General features: G+C 60.6%; 17 protein-coding genes, 1 tRNA gene and 1 pseudogene. 11 read left to right on the top strand and 8 right to left on the bottom strand.

Features of this window, described 5'->3' with window-relative positions; genetic code table 11:
- Nucleotides 1–170: 170 nt before the first annotated feature.
- From L0V05_RS07865 to L0V05_RS07850, 4 genes are all read right to left on the bottom strand, one after another.
- Nucleotides 171–1,496, bottom strand: coding sequence for a hypothetical protein (locus tag L0V05_RS07865; protein WP_234869562.1), 1,326 nt, complete (start codon nucleotides 1,494–1,496; stop codon nucleotides 171–173).
- The gene (locus tag L0V05_RS07860; RefSeq protein WP_234869561.1) at nucleotides 1,493–2,113 is read right to left on the bottom strand and encodes a hypothetical protein; all 621 of its coding nucleotides are present in this window, start codon (nucleotides 2,111–2,113) and stop codon (nucleotides 1,493–1,495) included. The genes L0V05_RS07865 and L0V05_RS07860 overlap by 4 nt, the downstream gene beginning before the upstream one ends.
- A gap of 607 nt (nucleotides 2,114–2,720) precedes the next feature.
- Complete coding sequence (locus L0V05_RS07855) at nucleotides 2,721–4,304, bottom strand: DUF6538 domain-containing protein (protein WP_234869560.1); 1,584 nt, start codon at nucleotides 4,302–4,304, stop codon at nucleotides 2,721–2,723.
- Nucleotides 4,305–4,385: 81 nt separating this feature from the next.
- Nucleotides 4,386–4,460, bottom strand: a tRNA-Thr gene (locus L0V05_RS07850).
- Nucleotides 4,461–4,598: 138 nt separating this feature from the next.
- On the opposite strand from L0V05_RS07850, the gene L0V05_RS07845 reads away from it, so the two are divergent.
- From L0V05_RS07845 to L0V05_RS07830, 4 genes are read left to right on the top strand one after another with little or no spacing between them, the layout of a single operon-like run.
- On the top strand, nucleotides 4,599–4,787 hold the full coding sequence (locus L0V05_RS07845; RefSeq protein ID WP_406565960.1) for a hypothetical protein: 189 nt from the start codon (nucleotides 4,599–4,601) through the stop codon (nucleotides 4,785–4,787).
- A 9-nt stretch (nucleotides 4,788–4,796) separates the two neighbouring features.
- Nucleotides 4,797–6,065, top strand: a complete 1,269-nt coding sequence (gene murA, locus L0V05_RS07840) for a UDP-N-acetylglucosamine 1-carboxyvinyltransferase (RefSeq protein WP_234869559.1) — start codon at nucleotides 4,797–4,799, stop codon at nucleotides 6,063–6,065.
- Nucleotides 6,065–6,541 (top strand): DUF2948 family protein, encoded by a 477-nt coding sequence (locus L0V05_RS07835; RefSeq protein WP_234869558.1) that lies wholly within the window; start codon nucleotides 6,065–6,067, stop codon nucleotides 6,539–6,541. Before murA ends, L0V05_RS07835 begins: the two co-directional genes overlap by 1 nt.
- A gap of 53 nt (nucleotides 6,542–6,594) precedes the next feature.
- Entirely contained in the window at nucleotides 6,595–7,131 is a 537-nt protein-coding gene (locus L0V05_RS07830) for a dihydrofolate reductase family protein (protein WP_234869557.1), read from the top strand.
- Nucleotides 7,132–7,144: 13 nt separating this feature from the next.
- On the opposite strand, the gene L0V05_RS07825 is transcribed toward L0V05_RS07830, so the two are convergent.
- Nucleotides 7,145–8,770, bottom strand: coding sequence for an alpha-amylase family glycosyl hydrolase (locus L0V05_RS07825; RefSeq protein ID WP_234870558.1), 1,626 nt, complete (start codon nucleotides 8,768–8,770; stop codon nucleotides 7,145–7,147).
- 214 nt (nucleotides 8,771–8,984) lie between these two features.
- Between L0V05_RS07825 and L0V05_RS07820 the strand changes: the two genes are divergently transcribed.
- Nucleotides 8,985–9,500 carry a putative pterin-binding protein gene (locus L0V05_RS07820; RefSeq protein ID WP_234869556.1) on the top strand — a complete coding sequence of 172 codons (516 nt, stop codon included), beginning with the start codon at nucleotides 8,985–8,987 and terminating at the stop codon, nucleotides 9,498–9,500.
- A gap of 44 nt (nucleotides 9,501–9,544) precedes the next feature.
- On the opposite strand, the gene L0V05_RS07815 is transcribed toward L0V05_RS07820, so the two are convergent.
- On the bottom strand, nucleotides 9,545–10,567 hold the full coding sequence (locus L0V05_RS07815; protein WP_234869555.1) for an LLM class flavin-dependent oxidoreductase: 1,023 nt from the start codon (nucleotides 10,565–10,567) through the stop codon (nucleotides 9,545–9,547).
- A gap of 256 nt (nucleotides 10,568–10,823) precedes the next feature.
- On the opposite strand from L0V05_RS07815, the gene L0V05_RS07810 reads away from it, so the two are divergent.
- Complete coding sequence (locus tag L0V05_RS07810; RefSeq protein ID WP_234869554.1) at nucleotides 10,824–11,993, top strand: Gfo/Idh/MocA family protein; 1,170 nt, start codon at nucleotides 10,824–10,826, stop codon at nucleotides 11,991–11,993.
- Here L0V05_RS07810 and L0V05_RS07805 read toward each other — a convergent pair.
- The gene (locus L0V05_RS07805) at nucleotides 11,983–12,870 is read right to left on the bottom strand and encodes a LysR family transcriptional regulator (RefSeq protein WP_234869553.1); all 888 of its coding nucleotides are present in this window, start codon (nucleotides 12,868–12,870) and stop codon (nucleotides 11,983–11,985) included. The two genes, L0V05_RS07810 and L0V05_RS07805, sit on opposite strands and share 11 nt — an antisense overlap.
- A gap of 121 nt (nucleotides 12,871–12,991) precedes the next feature.
- On the opposite strand from L0V05_RS07805, the gene L0V05_RS07800 reads away from it, so the two are divergent.
- The gene (locus L0V05_RS07800) at nucleotides 12,992–14,206 is read left to right on the top strand and encodes an acyl-CoA dehydrogenase (protein ID WP_234869552.1); all 1,215 of its coding nucleotides are present in this window, start codon (nucleotides 12,992–12,994) and stop codon (nucleotides 14,204–14,206) included.
- 714 nt (nucleotides 14,207–14,920) lie between these two features.
- Here L0V05_RS07800 and L0V05_RS20635 read toward each other — a convergent pair.
- Nucleotides 14,921–15,064 (bottom strand): annotated as a pseudogene (locus L0V05_RS20635) (IS3 family transposase); the annotation flags it as partial.
- Nucleotides 15,065–15,257: 193 nt separating this feature from the next.
- Between L0V05_RS20635 and L0V05_RS07790 the strand changes: the two are divergent.
- From L0V05_RS07790 to L0V05_RS07775, 4 genes are all read left to right on the top strand, one after another.
- Entirely contained in the window at nucleotides 15,258–15,686 is a 429-nt protein-coding gene (locus L0V05_RS07790; RefSeq protein WP_234869551.1) for a hypothetical protein, read from the top strand.
- 287 nt (nucleotides 15,687–15,973) lie between these two features.
- Nucleotides 15,974–17,590: a YcjF family protein gene (locus L0V05_RS07785; RefSeq protein ID WP_234869550.1), complete on the top strand. Its 1,617-nt coding sequence runs from the start codon at nucleotides 15,974–15,976 to the stop codon at nucleotides 17,588–17,590.
- On the top strand, nucleotides 17,577–19,115 hold the full coding sequence (locus L0V05_RS07780) for a GTPase family protein (protein WP_234869549.1): 1,539 nt from the start codon (nucleotides 17,577–17,579) through the stop codon (nucleotides 19,113–19,115). Before L0V05_RS07785 ends, L0V05_RS07780 begins: the two co-directional genes overlap by 14 nt.
- A 432-nt stretch (nucleotides 19,116–19,547) precedes the next feature.
- Nucleotides 19,548–23,057, top strand: coding sequence for a DUF8742 domain-containing protein (locus L0V05_RS07775; RefSeq protein WP_234869548.1), 3,510 nt, complete (start codon nucleotides 19,548–19,550; stop codon nucleotides 23,055–23,057).
- Nucleotides 23,058–23,078: the final 21 nt, after the last annotated feature.

The following is a 23,078-nucleotide window of genomic DNA, read 5'->3' as shown; positions in this document are numbered from 1 at the left end:
GATTGAGAGACCAAGCGCAAGTGTCGATCTCGATTGGGCTTTCCGGAGAAAGAAGGCTTATGAGTCCCTTTAAGGGGGAGGGTGAATATATACCTATGATAGATAACCATTACCCTCTCCCTGATAACCATCCTATCAAGATATCCATACTAGCTGACTTAGCTTCATTGTCAGTATCGGTGGACTATTGCCCCTAAGCCGGTTCTTGCTCTGAACACATCCTCCATCAAGGCTTGAGCCTCATCAGCCCTGCTTCGCTTTACGATGATTGCGTCGTGGATCGGCAAGGCGACCAAGCCGATGTCGTTGCATCGAGTTAGCAGCTCGACCAGCAGCTCGCTTTCCAGAAACTGAAGATGATGGCCGATGCCGGTGTGGAAGCAGTGTGCGATGGCTGGATGCTCTCGCTGCAAAGCATCGACAAGTCTCCCGATGGGAGCATTGGGTAGCAGCTTTGCAGTGCCTTGGGGCTTTCTCGAGAGTGGTCGATCAGCGAAGAGAAGCGCGTTGAAGAGCTTCTTGAACCCATTGCGAAAGATTGCCGGGTGATGGCCACTAATCAGATAGGCGTCATCGCTGGGAGGAGTTGCTCCGACGAGCGCGTAGAGGAGCCTCGGAGCCATCTGGCCATAGTCAAGTTCTACCGTCTCCTCATCTTCGATGGTTAATCCCTCCCTGCGATCAGCCTTCGTCATCTCCTGCCAGAAGCCCCCGAAGAGCCTCCCGCCACTCTGGAACGACCCGCGCGTGAACACTCGGTACAGCCAGCGCTGCCGCGTCGAGAGATGATCGGGCAAGGCCCAAGGATGGCAGTCGATATCAGCGGTTTCGAGGAATGAGTTCAAGTTGCGAACTGCAGATCTCATCCCAAGCGTTTCCGCTGTGTCGTCGTACTCGATCCATTCGCCCTGATCGAAGTGCCCCTCCTTTGGTCGTTTCAGGATGATGCACTCCCGCTCGGCGCAGTAACCGAAGTCGCCTTCCTCGAGGGACAGTTCCTCGATGCGGCTGGTCAGCCTTCTACCTGGTTTGACCAACGTCAGCTGATTGCCAAGAAATGGATTGAGATGACCGAGTTCCTGAACAACAAACTCAAGTTCTGGAGACGCCAGCTTGTCGAGGATGACCGGTAGCGTCTTGTTGGCGCAAGCAGGTCGATATCGTGATTTGCGGCCAAGCACCCGGTTGGATCGGCTCAGGAGAACCCCATCATCAGCCCAAATGTGGGCCAGCGCCAGATCGCAGACGATGGCTTCGATGGTACTTTCGAGCACTTCCTGATCGCGCTTTCTTCTTGCTCTTTGTCTAGGTGATCGGTGCTGCTCGTACCGAAGAAACTGGCCGAGAACTGTCCTGACCAGTTCCTTGGCTGCGGGGCTCTTGGCAGTGCGCCAGGGATCGAAGTTTCTCGTCGGTCTTTGGTCGGTTTGGCCTGCGTCAGGCTGAATCGAGGCTTCGGGTAAGCATCGGGGCCAGTGCTTCTCGATCACGCTCATCGCTGGACGATTTCCATGATTGCTTCCTTTGTTGCCCTAACGAGCTGTTGCTTCTGCTCCCGGTGCTTCATCGCCGCTTTTGCGATGGCAAGCCCGAGCCCCCCGAAGGTCGCGCCGAGGATTTGGGCAAGCGCCATCACCTCCTTCTCTCTGGGTGTGTCGTAGCAGTGCTTTGTCTTCCCCGAAGCAGGATCAAACCAAGATCCGCGCGAGGTCAGGGTCATGTTCCGGACTCGTCGAACTACCTGAAAGACAAATGCCCGATCTGACACAAAACGTTCCGGGCGAAGCTCCCGATAGAGATAGAGCGAGGCGACGGTGACCAGGATGTCTTCAGCGAGAACGTCTTTGGACAAGTTGCTTAAGGTCTGGGCTGCTTTCACCTTCCAACTCGGCAACGCCTTTCCCTGCTCATGATATTCATCGAGGGTCAGCCTGGCTTGATCGACAACACCGGCCCACAGCTGGCCAACGACCGCCTTGCCAGACCAGTCCTTCTGTCCGCCAAGGATCGACTTTATCTCTCGCTTGAGTGGTTCAAGCTCTACCGCCTTGACGCCTTTCTGGAGTGCGTCCCCATGGCGTCTATGGGCGGTCTGGTGTGCGGCACAGCGCACGTCTTTGCCCTTCGCTGGGCGGCTACACCCAGCAATTCTGCAAGCTTTCATCGAAGTACGGTCCTGATTGATTGGCGAAGGAACCCACTCGGTTCTCTTCTTTCGGGATGATTGGGGGTAATCAGGACAGCCCAGTCATCAGACAGAAGGTGTGATGAAGGCGGTGATGCTCGCTACCGAGATCTCACAGGAGCCCTGCTTAACCGGGGTTACAGGGCTATCTTCCATATGGCCTAGTGCTGGTAGCCAATCTTTCGAGATACCCTCTAAAATGCCACTTATCGGGCCTCAGAGCCCTCCTGCATCAGGGACAGTCGGTCATACTTCCTTTGCTTCAGCCCAGCGTGTCCAGATAATCCCCTCGGTCTTGGTCCATGCAATCTCCCCCAAGGAATGGAAGACGAAGGTAAGGCCCGGCTTTGTCATAGGAGAAAAATACCCTGAACTGCCCGCGGCCAAAGCCAAAGTGGAATATCATTCTTGTGGTCCCTTACTGGTTGAGGCATCCAGAAAAGGAATAATCCCTCACGAGTGGAGGACTAAATAACAAATAATTACAGTCACTTATGGAACCATCCCGCCTGAGGATTGGTGTTCTGATTGTCCGTCACACCGAAAACCGAGGAAGCTTACAAATCTCTTTGTACAAGGTCGATAATTCGTATTCCCCATAGCCGCTGCTGGCACTTCCGTCTTCGTGGCCTGTAATCGCATCGCTCATGTCTCTGGGTATGCCAACAGTTCTCGCAATCGTCTTGAAGCGGTGACGCCATGCATGGTTGGGTTGAAGGCTCTTGTCTTCGATGCCAGCCACTTCCCGCACCCACTGGCCGACCTTACCGCGAACATCTGCCGCTTGCGTTGTTCCGTCCTTCCTTACCCGCCCGGTAGAAACGAAAAACAACGGCCCATCAGGACGTGAGTTGACCCAGTCCAGAAGACCAATCTCTATCAGATGTGGGTGTAGCGGGACGATGCGGAACTTCCTTGTCTTCGTCGAGCCTGCCTCTGGCGTGATCTTGATTGCAGTAACCCCGCCTTGTTCGATCACGTCCATTTTTCGCAACTGTGTGATCTCCCCAGATCGTGCTCCGGTGTAAGCGCATATCCACGGCACCCACTTGCATGCTGCCTTGGTCTCTGGAGCAGCCCCGCTCTTGTTGTGTTCTGCGCTCAGTGCCGCCTTGAGGATCTGAATTGCCTCTTCGTCTGTGAAGCCCTTGGAGCGGATAGACGGGGCCTTCGCCACCTTGACCCGCACGTTCACTGTCGGATCGACCGAGATGATCCCCGATCTCAACCCAGTCCGATAGATCGACCTGACAGCCGCCAGGTATTTCTCCGACACGGTCTTACCTGACAGATTGAGTTCAAGAGACAGGTGATCGCACCAACGCCTTATGTCTGTCTGACTGACGCGCTGAGCCTCGTCGTGACCGAGGAAGGAAACCAGACTGTCGATCTTTCCCTTGAAGTCTCCCACCGTGCGTTGGGACTTGCCTTCCTTGAGGTGGTAAGAGGTCCAGTGGTCGAAAAGACGAGTAAGCAAGATCACCTCACCGCCATCTCTCGGGGCCACCGAAGCAAGCGGAAAACGATTGATTGTCTCGTCTGTGCTGTAATCACCTGAGGCCCGTTTCTTGAGTGTCTCGACTGCGTCCAAGTGGGCTCGATTCATCTCTCCGATGAGGGCATGTCTGCTGGTCGTTGAGATCATCGCCCCGAACTTGCGAAGCAGTAGGTCTGCGTCTGCCCCATGTAGCCGTTCGGCAAGAACGGGATCATCGAACGCTGCAATCACAGGGTCGAGGCTCGCATCCCATCCATCTGCAGGACCGGGGTTATCTTGGTGAGCCGCTACAACCGTGCGGTAGTACTCGCCCGCCAAGGCCAAAACCTCTCTGTGAGTCAGATCAACTAACCCATTTGCACCTGCTTTCCTCGCTCGTGTCCAAGCCTCGCTTAGGGCGTATGCGACGGTTTGATGCCGATCCTTCGCTTCCCTGACTAGCTTCGTCCTGAGCGATAGCTTGACCATCCCCTTGGCAACTGAAGCAGTCACGCGTTCTTCGCCGATTGACAGGTCTATCCTCTGTCCTTCCACAATGGGCGCAACGTCGACCGGCACTCGTTGCCTGTAGTAGAACGTTCCTGTGTCAGGGTGTTTCCAAGGTGTCTGCATCTTGACCATCGTGTGTACCGCCCTTGTGTACCAGTCGAGCGGACCAAAGCCTTGATAGGCAAGGCAATATCACGAAATCAAGGAGATAAATGGTGCTGCAAGAGAGGATTGAACTCTCGACCTCTCCCTTACCAAGGGAGTGCTCTACCACTGAGCTACTGCAGCGCCGGGGGCGTCCAAGGCCGGATCGGGCCAGCGCTTCGGGCGTCACGGGCGGCTGATTAGACGCAATCCGGGACCCGTGCAAGAGCAATCTGGCGGCATCTTCTGGACCCTTCTGTGGCACTGGAGTATGGGAACGCAATGTCGCGGATGCAGGACAGGGGCAGGGACGGTGGCGCGTCGCAGGGGAAATCCGCTGCGGAGGAACGCGCAGACCGTCTGAAGGCGGCGCTGAAGGCCAACATGGCCCGGCGCAAGGCCCAGGCGCGCGCGAGAGACGACAACGGACAAGGCCGCGAGGACGACGGCCCGAGCGACAACAACGACTGAGGCGGGCAGATGGATTCGATACTGATCAAGGGGAACGGCCCCCTCAACGGCCAGATTGCGATCGCAGGGGCGAAGAACGCCTGCCTGACGCTCATGCCGGCAACGCTTCTGACCGACGCGCCGCTGACGCTGACGAATGCGCCGCGCCTGTCCGACATCCGCACGATGACGCAGCTGTTGCAATCACTTGGCGCCGAGGTGGCCAGCCTACAGGGCGGGCAGGTGCTGGCGCTGTCGTCGCATGACCTGACGAGCCACCGGGCCGACTATGACATCGTGCGCAAGATGCGCGCCTCGATCCTTGTTCTGGGTCCGATGCTGGCGCGCGCCGGCGAGGCGATCGTATCGCTGCCGGGCGGCTGCGCCATCGGCGCGCGCCCTGTGGACCTGCACCTGAAGGCGCTCGAGGCGATGGGGGCGGTCCTTGATCTGCGCGACGGCTATGTTCACGCCAAGGCGCCGGCGGGCGGGCTGAAAGGTGCGGTCATCGACTTTCCGCTGGTATCGGTCGGCGCGACCGAGAACGCGCTGATGGCAGCGACTCTGGCCAAAGGGACGACGGTCCTGAAGAACGCCGCCCGCGAGCCTGAGATCGTCGACCTGGCCCAGTGTTTGCGCCGCATGGGGGCGCGGATCGAGGGTGAGGGGACCGAGACCATCACCATCGAAGGGGTCACCGCGCTTGGGGGTGCTACCCACGCCGTCGTGGCCGACCGGATCGAGCTTGGCACCTACATGCTCGTCCCCGCGATCACCGGGGGCGAGGTGGAGTGCCTTGGCGGCCGGATGGACCTTGTCGGTGCCTTTGCCGAGAAGCTCGATGCCGCCGGCGTTTCGGTCAGCGAAACCGAGCGGGGCCTGAAGGTCAGCCGGAAGAACGGTCGCATCCGTGCGGTGGATGTGGTGACCGAACCCTTCCCCGGATTTCCCACCGACCTGCAGGCGCAGATGATGGCGCTTCTCTGCACCGCGGATGGGGTCAGCGTTCTGGAAGAGCGCATCTTCGAGAACCGCTTCATGCACGCGCCGGAGCTGACGCGGATGGGCGCGCGGATCGATGTCCAGGGCGGCACGGCGACCGTGACCGGGGTGGAAAAGCTGAAGGGGGCACCCGTGATGGCGACCGACCTGCGCGCCAGCGTGTCGCTGATCCTTGCGGCTCTGGCGGCCGAGGGCGAGACCGTCGTCAGCCGGGTCTATCACCTCGACCGCGGCTATGAGAAAGTCGAAGAGAAGCTCTCGGCTTGTGGAGCGCTGATCGAAAGGATCCATGGCTGATGGCGGACGCGCGCTTCGAGGATGCCGACGAGGGCCCGCTGCATCTGGTCGCGCTGGATGGCGAGGACCTGCGCGTCATCGCAGCGCTGACACAGGATGCGGTCTTTCCGATCACCGAGATCAGCTGGAACCCGAAGCGCCGGCGTCTTGCGCTGCTCATCAATCGTTTCCGGTGGGAGGATCGCGAGGCGGCGGATCGGGCCGGCAGGCCCTATGAACGGGTTCAGGCGCTGCTCTGGGTCGAGGACGTACTCAAGGTCCGGTCACAGGGGATCGACCGTGCGGCGAAGGAGACCGTCCTGTCGCTGCTCGACATCGAGTGGGCCGAAGGGGCGGAAGGTGCGGGTGTCGTGACCTTCGTCCTGGCAGGAGACGGCGCCATTGCGATGGAGGTCGAGGCGCTTGAAGTGGCTCTGCGCGACGTGACGCGGCCCTATATCGCCCCGTCGCATCAGGCTCCGTCGCATCCGGAATAGCCGCAGGCGCGGGCGGTCCATTCGCGGTCGGACTGGACAGGGGAGGGGCGCCCGTGATCGGCGGACATGTCTTCATTGCCACCAGCCTCGACGGCTTCATCGCCCGCGAGGATGGCGATATCGGTTGGCTCTTGAGCCGAGACGATCCGGATGAGGATCACGGCTACACCGATTTCATTGCTGGAATGGACGGCCTTGTCATGGGGCGGGGCAGCTACGAGGCCGTGTCGCGGTTTGGTGCCTGGCCCTATGACAAACCGGTTGTCGTGCTTTCTCGGTCATTGGCCGGAACGGCTGTGCCCGAGGTTCTGCTGGGACGTGTCCGCTTCGTCGACCTGACCCCGTCTGCGGCTATGGAGATGCTGGCAATCGAGGGGTGGCGGCACGTCTATGTCGATGGCGGACGAGTGGTCCAATCCTTTCTGCGCGACGGGCTGATCGAGGATCTGGTGATCACGCAAGTCCCCGTGCTTATCGGTCAGGGACTGCGCCTGTTCGGGTCGCTCGACCGCGACGTCGCGCTGCACCATCTGGGCACGACTACATTTCCTTCGGGACTCGTCCAGTCGAAGTACCGTGTCCAGCGCTAGGCACGGCTGTCCCTCAGCCCCCGAGGACCAGGGCCTCAGTTGCTCCGCTTGGGGCAAGGAAGGCGAACCCGCTCGGTCCGAGGCGCAGCGTCTCACCCACGAGGGTTGCATCCTGCGCGGGGCCTGACAGGCGCCCCCCCTTCGCCGGTATGGTCACCGGTATCGGGGACAGATTGAACGCGCAGGCGATGCTCTGCCCTCCCGCATCCCGCCGGAAGGCGAGGAGGGGTTCGGGCGTTGCAAAGAAGCGGGTCCGCCCGGTTCGCAAGGCGGGCGAGCCCCGGCGGTAGGCCAAGAGGGCGCGGTATGTTTCCAGCACAGATCCGGGCACGCCTTCTTGCGAGGCCACATTTCGCGCAAGCTGCGGCGGTTTGACGGGCAGCCAAGGCCTGCCAGTGGTAAATCCACCGTTGGGACTGTCATCCCAGACCATCGGCGTGCGACAGCCGTCTCGCCCCTTGTATTCCGGCCAAAAGGCGATTCCGGGCGGGTCGGTCAATTCCTCGAACAAGATGTCGGTCTCGGTCTGGCCAAGTTCCTCGGCCTGATAGAGGCAGAGCGACCCTTCGAAGGATACCAGCATCGCAGCGGCGAGCCGCGCCAGCGCCTCGGGCGAGGCGCCGTGCTTTTCCCATCGGGTGACATGGCGGATCACGTCATGGTTCGAAAAGGCCCAGCAGGGCCAGCCATCGGGGGCCCCCTCGAAGAAACCCTCGATCTTGCCGCGGAAATGTGCGGCTGTGAACTCGGGGCCCAACATGTCGAAGCTGTAGGCCATGTGCAGCCGCCGGTCGCCGCGGGTGTAATCTGCCATCACCTGAACCGCCCGGCGCTTGGCCTCGCCAACCTCGCCCACTGCGGCGCGATCGGGAAACTCGTCAAGCAAAGCGCGGATGCGTTCGAGGAATGGCAGGTTCTCGGGCTGAGTCTTCGAGTAGAGGTGATCCTGCATGTCGTAGGGGTTGACCGCAGGCTCGTTCTCTTCGCGCTCCTCGGGCGGGTTCGAGCGCAGACGCCGGTCATGGAAATAGTAGTTCACGGTATCCAGACGGAACCCGTCCACGCCGCGCTCCAGCCAGAAGCGCATGTTGGCCAGGTGCCAGTCCTGCACCTCGGGATTGTGGAAGTTGAAATCGGGTTGCGATGGCAGAAAGTTGTGCAGGTAGTACTGCCGCCGCCGCGTATCCCACTCCCAGGCCGGGCCGCCAAAGACCGAGACCCAGTTGTTGGGCGGGGTGCCGTCGGGCCTGGGATCAGCCCAGACAAACCAGTCAGCCTTGGAGTTGCTGCGGCTGGCCCGGCTTTCGACAAAGGCGGGGTGATCCTTGGAGCAGTGGCTGATCACCTGGTCGATGATGACCTTCAGGCCGAGAGCATGCGCGCGTGAGACCAGAGCATCGAAATCGGCAAGGCTGCCGAACAGAGGATCAATGTCGCGGTAATCGGACACATCATAGCCCATGTCGGCCATCGGTGAGCGGAAGACCGGCGAAAGCCAGACCGCATCGGCCCCGAGCCGCGCGACATGCTCAAGCCGTTCTGCGATCCCTTTAAGGTCGCCTATGCCGTCGCCATCGGAGTCCTGAAAGCTGCGGGGATAGACCTGATAGGTCACTGAACCGCGCCACCACTCGTTCATGCCCGCCTCGCCCATGCTTTTGAGGGGAAGGCTAGCTGGTGGTCCGAAAATCGCAACCTGATCGGCGAGATGGCGGCTGAGATTGTGCGGAATGGTACCATCTGGGCCGACATTCCCGCCTATAGTGCCAATATCTATGCTTTCGAGACATGGCAGGGCCTTGGATTTGCCGACAGATGAGGGAAAACTGCTCCAATTGGCATTTGGTTCGGGCATGTCGGTTCTGAGATTTCGTGCTTTGCTGGCCCTGATTGTGGCCGCTCTTGCCTCCAGTTTTGCTCTGGCCAGTTGGGCAGAACATCGCGCTGGCGATGACGTCGTTCTCACGGTGCGTAACCTGTCGGGCGTCATGCATGTCTATAGCAGGTCTGATCTGGCAAAGATGCGCCGTGTGACGTTCTCGACGACAACGATCTGGACAGAAGGCAAGCACGAATTCTCGGGCGTACCGCTGAGCGACGTCCTGAAGGTGTCAGGCGTCGAGATCGGCGTTGTCGATCTTTACGCTGCAAACGATTATGTCGCGACCGTGCCGCTGGACGAGATCACTCCGGACGTGCCGATCGTTGCCGATCTCTTCGACGGTCAGCCGATGAGCCTTCGTGACAAAGGCCCCCTCTGGGTCGTCTACCCCTATGACTCGGATCGCGCCTATCAGTCCGAGACCACCTATACGCGGAGCGTATGGCAGCTTGTCAGGATCGAGGCGGTGCCTGCGACCGGCGATTGACCCGAGACGCATGGCATCGCACGCAAAGCCGCCAATCTGCCCGATCAGCGCCAGCCGAGCGCTGGCGCGACATGGGTCAGGATCGCCTCGATCACATGCGCATTGTAGTCGACGCCCAACTGGTTCGGAACCGTGAGAAGCAGCGTGTCGGCCTCGGCAATCGCTTCGTCCTTGCGCAAATCCTCGATCAGCTTGTCAGGCTCGGCTGCATAGCTGCGGCCGAAGATCGCGCGGGTCCTCTCGTCGATATAGCCGATTGAGTCCTTCTCGGGGCGGCCGCCGCCGAAATAGGCACGGTCCATGTCGCTGACCAGCGCGAAGATGGACCGGCTCACCGAGACACGCGCCGGCCGCGTGTGACCTGCCGCCTTCCACGCGTCGCGATAAACCCGGATCTGGCGTGCCTGCTGCACATGGAACGGCTCGCCGGTCTCGTCGTCCTTCAGCGTCGAGCTCTGCAGGTTCACACCGAGCTTCGCCGCCCATTCGGCCGTCGCGTTCGACCCCGATCCCCACCAGATCCGGTCGCGCAGCCCTTCGGAATGGGGTTCGAGCCGCAGAAGGCCGGGCGGATTCGGGAACATCGGCCGCGGGTTGGGTTGTGCAAAGCCCTCGCCCTTCAACACATCTAGAAAAACCTCGGCATGGCGACGGCCCATGTCGGCATCGCTTTTTCCCTCTTCGGGGCGGTAGCCGAAGTATTTCCATCCGTCGATCACCTGTTCCGGCGATCCGCGGCTGAGGCCCAGCTGCAACCGTCCGCCGGAGATCAGGTCAGCCGCCCCCGCGTCCTCGGCCATGTAGAGCGGGTTCTCATAGCGCATGTCGATGACTGCGGTGCCGATTTCGATCTTCTTCGTGCGCGCGCCCACCGCGGCAAGCAACGGGAAGGGCGAAGCGAGCTGGCGAGCGAAGTGGTGCACCCGGAAATAGGCGCCATCCGCACCCAGGTCCTCGGCCGCTACGGCGAGGTCGATGGATTGCAAAAGCGCGTCGGCGGCTGAACGCGTGCCCGATTGCGGAGAGGGCGTCCAATGGCCGAAGGAAAGGAAGCCGATCTTTTTCATGGTTCATTGCCCTTCAATGCGGCCCTGTTGATACCGCCTGCTTGGTCCCATGTAGGAGGGGATCGCCCGCTGCGGCAAGGCCGGCGCGTGGCTGCGGCCGCACAGAACCTGTGCGGCGAAGCCACGACGAACTTGCGGGGCAGGTTACTTCCCGGCATCAAAGGCAGCGAGGAGGGGGCGCTGCCCCCTCGCCCCCTTGCGGGGCTTCACCCCCGGGGTATTTGCGCAAAGAAGAGACAACAGGGAGGAGGACGCAATGGCGATCGAAGGTCGCAACGAAGGCCGCTCGCCGCGGATTCGGCTTGGCATGGTAGGGGGCGGTCGCGATGCGTTCATCGGCGCGGTCCATCGCATCGCAGCCCGGCTCGACGACCAGTACGAGCTGGTCGCAGGTTGCTTTTCCTCGACCCCGGAAAAGGCGCTTGCCTCGGCCGCCGACCTCGGGGTGCCGCGCGCCTATGCAAGCTTCGCCGAGATGGCGGTGAAGGAGGCCCGGCGTAAGGACGGTATCCAGGCTGTGGCGATCGTCACGCCGAACCATATGCACGCGCCGGTGGCCATGCAGTTCCTGCGCCGCGGCATCCATGTGATCTGCGACAAACCGCTGACCGCGAGGCTGCCCGAGGCGAAGAAGCTGGCCAGAGCCGCTGAGGAGTCGGGCGTCGTCTTCGCGCTGACCCACAATTACACCGGCTATCCCATGGTCCGGCAGGCCCGTGCGATGGTCGCGGCGGGCGAGCTTGGCGACATCCGCCTTGTGCAGGTCGAATATGTACAGGACTGGTTGAGCGAGCCGATCGAACAATCGGGCCAGAAACAGGCGGGTTGGCGCACCGACCCCAAACAGACCGGGGCAGGGGGATCGACCGGCGATATCGGCACCCACGCCTTCAATCTCGCCAGTTTCGTCTCGGGGCTGGAACTGGAGTCGCTGGCGGCAGACCTGCAATCCTTCGTGCCGGGCCGCCGGGTGGATGACAACGGCCATGTCCTGCTGCGCTACAGGGGCGGTGCGCGGGGCATGCTGTGGTGCAGTCAGGTCGCCGCCGGCAACGAGAACGCGCTGAAGCTCCGCGTCTTCGGAACCAAGGCCGGCATCGAATGGGCGCAGGAGGATCCGAACTACCTTTGGTTCACGCCCCTCAACGGATCGCGCCAGCGCATCACCCGTGGCGGGGCGGGGGCCGGTCCAGAGGCCGCGCGCGTGACCCGGGTGCCGCCCGGCCATCCCGAAGGCTATTTGGAAGGCTTCGCCAATATCTACACCGAGGCCGCGCGCGCGATCCGCGCCCGGATCGAAGGGACTGCGATAGATCCGGCGGTGACCTTTCCGACGGTCCGCGACGGTGTCACGGGTGTTGCCTTCGTCGATGCCTGCGTCCGCTCCTCGGCACGGAATGCCGCCTGGGTGACCCTCAACCTTTGACCTGCTCCGCCAACCAGTCGGTCAGGCTCGCAAGCGCGGGCCTGGCCGGGCGGTTCTTGGGCCAGACCAGCCAGTAGCTGCCCGAACTGCGCTGCCGTGCGCCCCATGCGATTGTCAGCCGGCCGGAAGCAAGCTCGGGCTCGGCCAGGAAGGTGGGCAGAAGGCCGATTCCAAGGCCGTGGATCGCAGCCTGGCTCATGGTCGAGAACTGATCGAAGACCATGCCACGGGGGATTGTCGCCGACACACCCTCCGCCGCCATCCAGCGATGCCAGGCACCTGGACGGGATTCCAGCAGGAGAAGCGGATAGGCGAGCAGATCTTCCGGCGCCTTTGGCGGTTCCTTCAGGAAGCCGGGGGCACAGACCGGCAACACCTCTTCCTCCATCAGCAGGAGATGCTCGGCCCCCGGCCAGTCGGCGTGGCCGAAATGGATGGCGGCATCGAAGCCCTCGGCGTCGAAGTCGAAGGGCTTCATCCGGGTCGAGAGGTTGACTGTCACCTCCGGATGCAATCGCGCGAACTCGGCCAGCCGCGGTGCGAGCCAGTGGACGCCAAACGCGGGCAGGATCGCGAGGTTCAGCGTACCCCCCGTGGGATTGGCCTTGAGCTTGAGCGAGGCCTGGGCGATCTGCTCCAGCGCCGCCCGCACCTGACGGACATAATCGCGCGCCGCCGGTGTCAGGCGCAGCTGCTTGCGGTCGCGCAAGAGGAGCTGGACGCCCATCTGTCCCTCGAGCGTCTGCAGTTGCCGCGAGATCGCGCTTTGCGTCAGCGACAGCTCCTCGGCCGCCGCCGAGGCGCTGCCGAGCCGATCCAGCGCCTCGAGTGCCAGAAGCGAGGGGATCGAGGGTAGATAGCGGCGCGGCGCGATCATTGCGTTTTACTCATAGGTCATGGAGGACATATCGTTAGTCCTCTCATCTGTTCTGTGCAATATGCGCTTCAGATCCCTTCGCCTTGCATGAGCAAAGCGCGACGAAACTCGAGGAAATGCCATGACCGCGACGCTGAAATCCAAGGACGCCCCCGATCTTTCCAGCTTCAATTGGGAGGACCCCTTCCGCCTTGAGGACCAGCTGACCGAGGAAGAGCGGATGCTGCGCGATGGCGCCCGCGCCTTTGCCCAGGAGAAGCTCCAGCCCCGCGTCATCGCCGCCTATCGCGAGGAAAAGACCGATCCGGCGATCTTTGCCGAGATGGGCGAGATGGGCCTTCTCGGCTCGACCATCCCCGAGGAATATGGCGGGATCGGTGCCTCCTACGTGGCCTACGGCCTGATCGCCCGCGAGGTCGAGCGGGTCGATAGCGGCTATCGCAGCATGATGTCGGTGCAGTCCTCGCTGGTGATGTACCCGATCTATGCCTACGGCACCGAGGCGCAACGGAAGAAATACCTGCCCGGCCTCGCCGCCGGCACACTGATCGGCTGCTTCGGCCTGACCGAACCCGATGCGGGGTCGGACCCGGCGGGCATGAAGACGACGGCGAAGAAGACCGCCAACGGCTACGTGCTGAACGGCGCGAAGATGTGGATCTCGAACGCACCGATCGCCGATGTCTTCGTGGTCTGGGCCAAGTCAGAGGCGCATGGCGGCAAGATCAAGGGCTTCGTGCTTGAGAAGGGCATGAAGGGGCTCTCGGCGCCCAAGGTCGGAGGCAAGCTAAGCCTGCGCGCCTCGATCACCGGCGAGATCGTGATGAAGGATGTCGAGGTCGGCGAAGACGCGTTGCTACCGAATGTCGAGGGGCTCAAGGGCCCGTTCGGCTGCCTCAACCGAGCCCGCTACGGCATCGCCTGGGGCGTGATGGGCTCGGCCGAGTTCTGCTGGCACGCCGCCCGGCAATATGGCCTCGACCGGCATCAGTTCGGCCGCCCGCTCGCCCAGACCCAGCTGTTCCAGCTGAAGCTTGCCGACATGATGACCGAGATCAGCCTGGGTCTTCAGGCGGCGCTCCGCGTCGGCCGGCTGATGGACGAGGCGAAGGCCGCGCCCGAGATGATCAGCCTCATCAAGCGCAACAATTGCGGCAAGGCGCTGGAGATCGCGCGCAAGTCGCGCGACATGCATGGCGGCAACGGCATCCAGGAGGATTTCCAGGTGATCCGCCACATGGTGAACCTCGAGACGGTCAATACCTACGAGGGCACGCATGATGTCCACGCGCTGATCCTCGGCCGGGCGCAGACCGGGCTGCAAGCGTTCTTCTGATCGCAAGCGGGGCCGAACGGCGCCTCCTGATCCGCAGTCAGACCGGCCGGAGGATGGGGGCGTCGGGGGTAAAGGCCACTGCGACCGCGCGGCCGCCGCGTCCGAAGAACCGTCTCAGAATTTCCCAGATCATCGCACCGATCCTGCTCGTTACGTCACTGCCCCAATTCCGCCGCATTTCCGCCCGGTTTCAAACGAAATCGCCTTGCGGCCCTTTGGCGGCATCTGGCCGTGGACGGTCCATTTTCCGAAGCGGGATTGGTGCGGCGGAGGAAATCGTCGAGGCTGGGATCCTGTCCCGAAGCAGATACGATTCGCAGGGTCCCTGACGGCAGGAGCACCTCGCCTGTCGCAGGTTCCACCTTGACGCTACCGAGGAAAGCCCCTAATCCCCGGCTGGCTCCGGCGGGTTGGCGGAGAGGTTACGCAGCGGATTGCAAATCCGTCTGCTATATTATTTTAATACAATGGTTTAGATCGTTTTTCTGCAACAGACATAGCGTGAACGAAGCGTGAAAGTTGACAAAACTGTCCGCTCCGAAATGTCGTAATCTGCGAATTTCTTGGGAAGTCTTGTGCGAAGTTCGTCGGCATGTGCGACGTGGTTTCTCGCAATTCCGCGCGCTAGATCGCGGAAGTTCGAGGCTGCCTTCAGTTCGCGTCGTTGCCGGAGTTGAACGGCAAAGAAATCCTGGTGGCCGATGTCTCCGTTTCGATGTTTTCCTCGCCGCGCAGCCCTTCCAGCACGATCCTGATCTTCTCTTCGGCACATGGGTGCATCTGCGTGCGCAGGCGGATGTCATTCAAAACGACCTCCGCAGTCGCCTTCGATGTTCCGGGTTTCTGTCTCGTCCTCACTCCTAGGCGGTTCCCATGAGCCAGAAACCCTCTATCGCGAAGTCAACTCAGACGCCCCAAGGGCGATGATGCCGGACAGGTCACGCCACCACTTCCGGAGCCAAGCAGCGTTCGCCGACCGTCATCTCATACCTCTAGGCAATCACCGTTCCATTCGCCTAGTGTTGAGAGATAAGCGTTTCAGGGTGCCTCTATGTCTAATGTTCCAAAAGTCGATGTTGAGAATTTGCGCGAGATCAATGCAGCACTACCGTTGCGCAAGATTTCCGACCAGATCGACAGGTTAGCGCTTTCCGCTGATGTAAAATCACTTGTCATGGATCTTGCGCGCGTCACCGTGGCGGTTGGTGACGTGGTCCTGCAGATCGGCCGCAAGATCCTGACGGTCGTGTTCGAAATCTTGGCGCGCTTTCCAAACACGGTGTTCGGCGTCGTGATCTCGGTAGCTGTCGGACTGCTCGTTGCCTCGATCCCATTTATTGGCGCGACCTTGTCTGCTTTCTTGATGCCACTGCTTGTCGCCTTCGGCTTGACACGAGGGGCTATCGCCGATTTTGCCAACGCGAGTTGGACCTCGCGGATCAACGAGCTCGAGGCTCGGCTTGCTCGGGTCGGGGCCTAATGGAAGCGGATGGGGCCGCCCGCCCGGTCGGTTTTGATAGAGTCGCGCGAGTCGTCGCAGATCCACTTCGCTTCAAGGCCAAGCTTGGCATCGGAGAGGATGCTTATCTGAGTTTGACAGCCGGGCGCACTGTCGGCGATCTCTGGCAGGTCGGTTCTGCAGCTGCAGCCGGAGCAGTCGTCGCAGGTTCATCGACTGTCGCTTCCACTTTCTTCGGCACATGGCTCACTGCGATCGGAATAGGCACGGCGGTTACGCCGGTTGGTTGGGTAATTGGGGCGGCCACGATGGCTGGTGCGATCAGCTGGGGTGTCATGAGGGCTTGGCGGAGCTACTCAGGATCCCGGGTCGAAGCCGTGCCCAAATTCATAAACACCCCAATCGATCTTTTGGCCGCTTCACTGTTCGACTTGATTGCGGGGCTATCAGTCCTGATCCAGCGAGAGGCTGGCGCGCTCGATCAAGCCGAACTTGGCGCGATTGCGGAGTACTTCACCAGCGAATGGGGGATAGCGCCCGACTACATCGACGCAGCACTGCCCATCATTGAAGAAAGCATCAGTGGCAGATCAATCACGGAAGCAGCGAAAGCACTGTCTTCATACAAGCGACAGAATCCTGATTGCGACTACGACGCGATGTCGGCCGAGGTCCTCCGCTTTCTGACGGAAATCGCCGAGGTTGACGGCCATGTTAACTCAATCGAAAAAGCCAGCATCGCTGAGGTAGGCCGAGTGTTTGCCGACGAAAATGGGTGGCGGTTTTGGGGTGCGGTTTCCGATGCCGCAGGGGCCGTCGTCGATGCACCAAAGGCGCTCTGGAACGAAGCAAAAGACTGGATCTGGTCCGCCTCGCCCGACGACAGGCCAAGTCCGAAAGCTGTCGGCGAAACGTGCCTTCCGGTGCCAACGCTCTGGTTGCTCGGAAAGACAGGAGCAGGCAAGAGCTCGCTAGTTCAGGCGCTGACCCGCCTAGATGGGGCGGCGATTGGAAATGGGTTCAATCCTTGCACGCGTACGGCGCGGTCCTTTGATTTTCCGCCGAACGAACCCGTGATGCGATTTCTTGACACAAGGGGCCTTGGCGAGATCGACTACGATCCTGCCGCCGATCTTGCCGAGATCCAGACTACAGCGAACGTAGTTTTGGTCGTGATGCGGCTTGACGATCCGGTGCAGGGCGCAATCGTCGAGGCCTTGCGCCGCATTCGCAAGGTGAGCCGCAAGCAGCCGGTCATCGTGATTCACACAGGGGCAGACCTTATTTCCGATGTGTCGGCACGGGGCAGAGCGCAGGCCCACAACCAGAAAGCCATCGAGTCGGTTTTTGGAGCAAACTTGCCAATGGTCACGCTTGACCTCTCCAATCCCGTTAAGGCCGATTTGGAGCCGTTTTCGAAAGAACTTGTCGAGATACTGCCTTCGGTTGTGATGTTCTTGGCGGGCGAGACTTCCTCGGACGAGGAAGGCTCGGAGTTTGGGCGGAACCGGGCGTTGGTGCTAGGTTACGCAGGCAGCGCTACCGCTGCTGGAGCACTCCCTTTGGTCGGCGCGGCGTCTGTACCTACTCTTCAGGTTGCGATGCTGTCGGCATTGGCAGGTCGCTACGGAGTTGAGTGGAGCGCGAGCCGACTGGCACAGCTTGGTGCAGCCCTCGGCGCTGGCGTATTGGGTGGCCAAGCCCTGGCCTTTGCCGCTCGTGAGGGGGCTAAACTGGTGCCGGTAATTGGCCAGACTGTTGCCCCAGTCGCGGGCGCTACTTGGGGTTTCACGTCAACCTGGGCCCTTGGTCGGGTAGCAGCTTGGTGGTTTTATCATCTTCGTGAGGGTAACCCGATTGACGAAGCGGAACTTCGGCGCCGCTTCTCCGATGCAATGCGTGGGGCCGCGCATGACCCCGCATAGGAAGATCCTGTCGCTGTTTCTCAGGGGCCGGGTGTTGCTGGGAATCCTGCTCTATCTCATGCCGCTCGTCGTCTTGGTTGCTCTTGGCTTCCTTTGGTTGGCTGAAAAGGGTTGGCTGCTGCGCTTCGTTCTAGCGACTGTCGCGGTGATCGGCATCTCCCGGCTCGCTCTGTGGGCGATGTCACGCTGGGCTAGGCGCGCCGCTCGCGCGACCCCCGGTAACTCATCGCCTCTGGTCAAGGCAAACCCGGATTGGACGGATCGGGAGCTTGAGGTCTTCCTGCGCCTGAGTTCTGACATCCGGGATCAACTCATCGCACCATTGCCTTGGGGCGACCTGCAAAGGCAGGCGATCGATGTCGTTGGTCGCGCGGCCGGAGAGCTTTCAGGTGGAACACGTACCGCTCTGGATTTCTCGATTCCCGAGGCACTCTTGCTATTCGACCAGGTCGCGACCCGGTTGCGCGGGGACATGCGCAGCTATGTGCCAATGGCCGATACGATACGCATTAGTACTTTGGTCTGGTTCTGGTCCAATCGAATTTGGTTCCGGCGCGGTGCATACATTGCCCAAAATGCATGGCGCATGAAGCGACTTGTCGCCAACCTGCCGGTCGCAATTCTGCAGGAGATACAAAACATTCTCTTGGGTGAGGCAACAGGCGCAATTCAAAATACCGCCGAAACAAGCCTGCAAAGGCTGATCCTTGAGGAAGTCGCCCGCGCTGCAATTGACCTGCACGCAGGCCATCTGCGGTTTTCGGATGCTGAGCTTCTCGAGATTGAACTGGAATCGCATCGCAGAGATCTGGCACGCGAGCCCGAAGTGGATGCGCCGTTGCGGGTTATGGTCGTTGGTCAAGTGAGCGCTGGGAAAACAAGCCTTATCAATGCTTTGTCTGGGTGTGATATGGCGGAAACAGACGTCGTGCCGACCACTCAGGGACTTGTCAGTCATCAGATCGAATTGTCAGGGATCGGATTCACTTTCGTTGACAGCGAGGGGATCGATGGTTCCGACATGGTCGAGGAACGGCTTCTCGAACAGTTAATGCAATGCGATCTGGTCTTATGGGTCGTTCGTGCCAACCGGCCGGCACGGGCTCCCGACCTTGCGCTGCTGTCGCGTTTTCGGGAGAGCTTCGCCAGCGATTTTGCACGCCGCCGACCTCGCGTCATCGTCGCTGTAAATGCAGTGGACAACTTACTTGAAGGTTGGCCCTGGGCCGAACACCTGTTGCCGCCGGAGGCACTAGCGAAGCTAGCCGAAGTGGTGCGGGCCGTTTCGGCAGATCTTGGAGAACCCATCGTCTTGCCTATTTCATGTGAGACGCCAGTCTGGAACATCGGCCAACTCGAGACGCTCATCGCGCAGGAGGCCGGAGAGGCGCTTATGGTCCAGCGCAACCGCCGCAGGCTCGAAGGGAGGTCGGAAGTAAGTGGAGTGCTGGTTGAAGTCGGCCGGGCAGGAGCAGGAGCAAGGCAGCTTGGTCGCCTTCTTTGGCACGGGTGGCGAGACAGGTAGATGATTAGTCGGCCGTGCCCTGCTGAATCGGGTCTATTGGTCAGAGCAGATCATTTTTCTAAGAATGGGTGCCATCTAAACTGCTCGACCATCTACAACTCCTTGTGGTTGTTTCACTTTGCTGATCTTCTAATCACCGAACTGTTCGCGCAAATGTTCGTGGATGAACTGGTTCGGCAATGTTGTTGTGTGGCTTCGCGGCCAGAGAGAAAACAGTGAGAATGGTTGGTCGGAAATACGCAGGGGGGCAGGGCAGTCGCCTGACTTCCAGATCAACGGTTTTCGGCCACCGTCACCGTTTGTTCCGGGAAAAGTCCATTCCTATGTTCTATCCGACGGGAATTGCTGGTTTTCAGGCTGTTTGGTCACGCGTTTAAAGTAGGCTGGTGTGCTGCGTCAATTCGAACAGCGCGTGAGCCGGGCGGAGGTTAGATGACGGTTCTGGAAGACATCAAGAACGGCGCTCAATTGCGCGGTGTCGTTCCCGGCCAGCCAGTCGAGGTCGTTTCTGTTGAATGGATTGGAGATCAAGCGATCAATCTGGTATTCAGAGCGCCGGGTGGTGGTGTTTCTGAAACGACCCTTTATCGCGATGATCAGGCCCGAATTGAACTCGATGCTCATGGACGAGTCTGGTCGTTTGATGCAGACGGCAATCTCTTGCGTCTTGTCACCGAGGCTAATCGCATCAAGCTGGCGCATTATTTCGATCCTTACCTCGCCATTCATACCAGCCTAGTTGATCCGCTTCCGCACCAGATTTCTGCGGTTTATGGTGAAATGCTGCCCCGCCAGCCGTTGCGGTTTCTCTTGGCTGACGATCCGGGTGCCGGGAAAACCATCATGGCGGGCCTGCTGATCAAGGAATTGATCGCCCGGAGTGATCTTGAACGCTGTCTAGTCGTTGCGCCTGGAAGTCTCGTCGAACAGTGGCAGGATGAACTGGGCGAGAAGTTCGGGTTAGAGTTCAACATCCTGACCCGCGACATGATCGAGAACTCAAGGTCGGGTAATCCGTTCAGCGATCACAACCGGTTGATTGCCCGACTGGACGTCCTCGCCCGCAATGAGGAACTGCAGGTCAAGCTGGCGAAAGCGGCTGAGTGGGACCTGATTATCTGTGACGAAGCCCACCGCATGTCCGCGACCTATTTTGGTGGTGAAGCTAAGTACACCAAGCGATACCGCGTTGGTCAGAAGCTCGGCGAAGTGTGCCGTCATCTGCTGCTGATGTCGGCAACGCCCCACAATGGGCATGAACAGGATTTCCAATTGTTCATGGCGCTGCTCGACGGTGACCGTTTCGAGGGTCGGTTCCGCGACGGTGTGCATTATGCTGACACCGCTGACATGATGCGCCGCCTCACCAAAGAAGAGCTCCTGCGGTTTGATGGCCGCCCGCTTTTTCCCGAACGCCGAGCCTATACCGTCAAGTATGATTTGTCGGCAGACGAGGCGGCGCTCTACGCGGCGGTGACCGAATATGTCCGCAACGAAATGAACCGGGTCCAGCGCTTTGCTGCAGAGGATGGCAAGAAGCGGAACAATGTCGGCTTCGCATTGCAGATCCTGCAGCGTCGTCTGGCTTCGTCCCCAGCCGCGATCTACCAGTCCTTGAAGCGGCGCCGCGAACGGTTGGAGGCAGAATTGGCCGAGGCAAGGCTGATGGTTCGCGGCAAGCGCTCTGGTTTCGACGCGCCCGACGTGCCAGACGATGTGTTGCAGAACATCGAGGAATTTGGCCAGGACGAGATCGACGACATTGAGGACCGGATTTCCACGACGGCGACAACGGCTGAGACCGTGGATCAGCTCGCGCTTGAGGTCGAAGCATTGCAAACCCTTGAACGGATGGCGCTCGGGGTGCTCAGTTCCGGGCAGGACACGAAGTGGTCGCAGCTCAACCGGATCCTCGACGACGAACTGATGGTCGATTCCCACGGCAATCGCCGGAAGCTGATCATTTTCACCGAACCCAAAGACACCCTTTATTACCTACATGACCGCGTGCGCTCGAGGCTCGGTCGTGCCGATGCTGTCGAGGTGATCCATGGCGGCGTGTCGCGCGAGGATCGGCGGAAGATCGTCGAGCGGTTCATGCAGGACCGTGACATGCTGGTACTGATCGCGAACGACGCGGCTGGTGAAGGCGTGAACCTTCAGCGTGGCCATCTTATGGTGAACTACGACCTCCCCTGGAACCCGAACAAGATCGAACAGCGGTTTGGCCGTATTCACCGCATCGGTCAGACCGAGGTCTGCCACCTCTGGAACCTTGTCGCGGCCGACACGCGCGAAGGTGAGGTCTATGCCCGGCTCCTAGAAAAGCTGGAGGCCGCGCGCGAGGCGCTGGGTGGGCGAGTCTACGATGTCCTCGGCGAGTTGTTCGACGGGACGGCGCTGAAGGATCTGTTGTTCGAGGCGATCCAGTACGGTGAGCAGCCCGAAGTGAAGGCCCGGCTGTTCCAAGCCGTCGATGGTGCCGTCGATCAGCGGCACCTCCTTGATCTTTTGGCCCGCCGGGCGCTGACCAACGATACGATGCCTGCCGCCAAAGTGCAGGAAATCCGCATCGACATGGAACGCGCCGAGGCTCAGCGCCTCCAGCCGCATCACATCCAGAGTTTCTTCGTCGAGGCGTTTAGGCGCCTCGGCGGCCAGATCAAGCCTCGGGAAGAGGGCCGGTGGGAAATCACCCATGTCCCGGTCAGCATCCGCGAGCGCGACAGGCAGATCGGGACCGGTTCTCCAGTCCAGAAAAAGTACGAGCGCATCTGCTTTGAGAAGGGAAAAGTGAATCAGCAGCCAGTGGCAACGTTCGTCTGTCCTGGCCACCCTTTGTTGGAAGCCGTCATCAGCATCGTGCGCGAACAGTACGACCACCTGATGAAACAGGGCGCGGTCATGGTTGATGAAACCGACCCTGGCCAGGACCTGTCCGCGATCTTCCTGTTGGAGCACAGCGTTCAGGACGGCCGCCCAACCAGCACTGGCAAACCCCACATCATTTCGGAGAAGCTGCAGTTCGCCTCGATCGACAAGACAGGGCAAGCCGCGAATGCGGGGATCGCCCCGCACCTGAACCTGCGCCCCGCTACGGCTGAGGAAATCGTGCTGGTTTCTGACAAGCTGCACGAGGACTGGCTGCGTAATGATCTGGAAAAGGCCGCCATCCGCTTCGCTACGATTGATCTCGCGCAGAGCCACGTGGCCGAGGTGAAGGCGCGGCGTCTGCCGGAGGTGGCGAAGGTCGAGCAGGAGGTAAAGGCTCGCCTGAAGAAGGAGATCAACTTCTGGGACAACCGGGCCGCCGAATTGCGCGAGGATGAGAAGGCCGGAAAAAAGACCCGCCTGAACTGGCAGAACGCAGAACGGCGTGCGGAAGACCTGGCCGATCGACTGAAACGCCGGATGGAACTTCTGGAGAAGGAGCGCTTCATCTCGGCACAGCCGCCGCGGGTGCGCGGGGGCATGGTCGTCGTGCCCAAGGGGCTGCTGTTGGCGAAGGCGGCTGTCGTTGCAGGCACCAAACCCAATGCGTTTGCTGAAGACCCGGAGGCCCGGAGGATCAGCGAGTTGAGGGCCATGGAAGCGGTCATCAAGGCAGAGCGGGCGCTGGGCAATGAGCCGCGCGATGTTTCGGCGCAAAAGGTTGGCTACGACATCGCCTCTTACGATCCTCGCTCTGGGCATCTGCGTTTCATCGAGGTCAAGGGTCGGATCGACGGCGCCGACACGGTGATGCTGACCCGGCAGGAAATCATCACTTCGCTGCATGAACCCGGGAAATACATCCTGGCCATCGTCCAGATCGAGCGTGGCTATGCGCAAGAACCGCGGTATGTGCGCGGTGCGCTGTCGGACCACGAACCGTCGTTCGAACATACGGCGATCCAGTTCAACCTAAAGCGCCTGTTGGAACGAGCTGAGCAACCGAAGTAGAGCAGAAACACAGGACTTAGT

It is taken from the genome of Alitabrizicola rongguiensis, assembly GCF_021491355.1.
Taxonomy (GTDB): Bacteria; Pseudomonadota; Alphaproteobacteria; order Rhodobacterales; family Rhodobacteraceae; genus Aliitabrizicola; species Aliitabrizicola rongguiensis.
Note: the sequence above shows the minus strand (reverse complement) of the source record. Positions and strands in the feature narration are given on the sequence as shown.